General features: G+C 32.6%; 1 protein-coding gene. It reads right to left on the reverse strand.

Features of this window, described 5'->3' with window-relative positions:
* Positions 1-831 (reverse strand): class I SAM-dependent DNA methyltransferase (locus tag L992_RS13715; RefSeq protein WP_197053443.1); only part of this gene is annotated, 831 nt, incomplete at its 3' end.
* Positions 832-893: the final 62 nt, after the last annotated feature.

Below are 893 nucleotides of genomic sequence, written 5' to 3' on the forward strand. Positions count from 1 at the left end.
TGGTGGATTAGCCATTATATAATCCATCTTCTTACCTTTGTGTTGGTCTTTTGTAAATGTATCAGCTGGTTCCTCTCCTAAATCAACCTCTATTCCTCTAATAGCTAAGTTCATCTTACACAGTTTCCAAGTAGTTCCATTACTCTCTTGTCCAAATACAGATATATCTCCAATTCTTCCACTATGATTTTCTATAAACTTTTCAGATTGAACAAACATACCACCACTTCCACAAGCTGGGTCATACACTCTTCCCTTTGTAGGCTCTAAACACTCAACTATGGTTTTAACAATAGACTCTGGAGTATAGAACTGCCCACCATTTTTTCCCTCTGAATTAGCAAATTTTCCTAAGAAAAACTCATAAACTTGACCAAGTACATCTTGCCCTTTATCTGTTTTAGCTTGTAAGTTAATTCCACCAACTATATCTATTAACTCTCCTAGTTTTCCCTTATCTAAAAGAGGATTTGAATATATTTTATATAGAACATCCTTTAATGTTTTATTCTCTTTTTCAATAGCATACATAGCCTCATCAATTTTTATTCCAATCTCTGGAGTTTTTGCACTTTTAACTATCTCTGCCCATCTAGCCTCTTTAGGAACCCAGAAAATATTCTCTGCTGTATACTCATCTCTTTCCTCTTCGAAACCTTCTCCCTCTTCAACTAATTCATTATATTTACTTTCAAATCTATCGCTTATATATTTTAAAAATACCAATCCTAGAACCACATATTTATATTCTGCTGGATCCATATTGTTTCTTAATTTATCACATGCTTTCCAAAGATTATCTTTGAAATTATCCTTTTCTACTACTGCCATAAAATTCCCTCCTAGTGATTAACTTTAATAAGTCTATTCATACATAGTATACCATATTTAAA

The sequence above is a fragment of the Cetobacterium sp. ZOR0034 genome (assembly GCF_000799075.1).
GTDB lineage: Bacteria > Fusobacteriota > Fusobacteriia > Fusobacteriales > Fusobacteriaceae > Cetobacterium_A.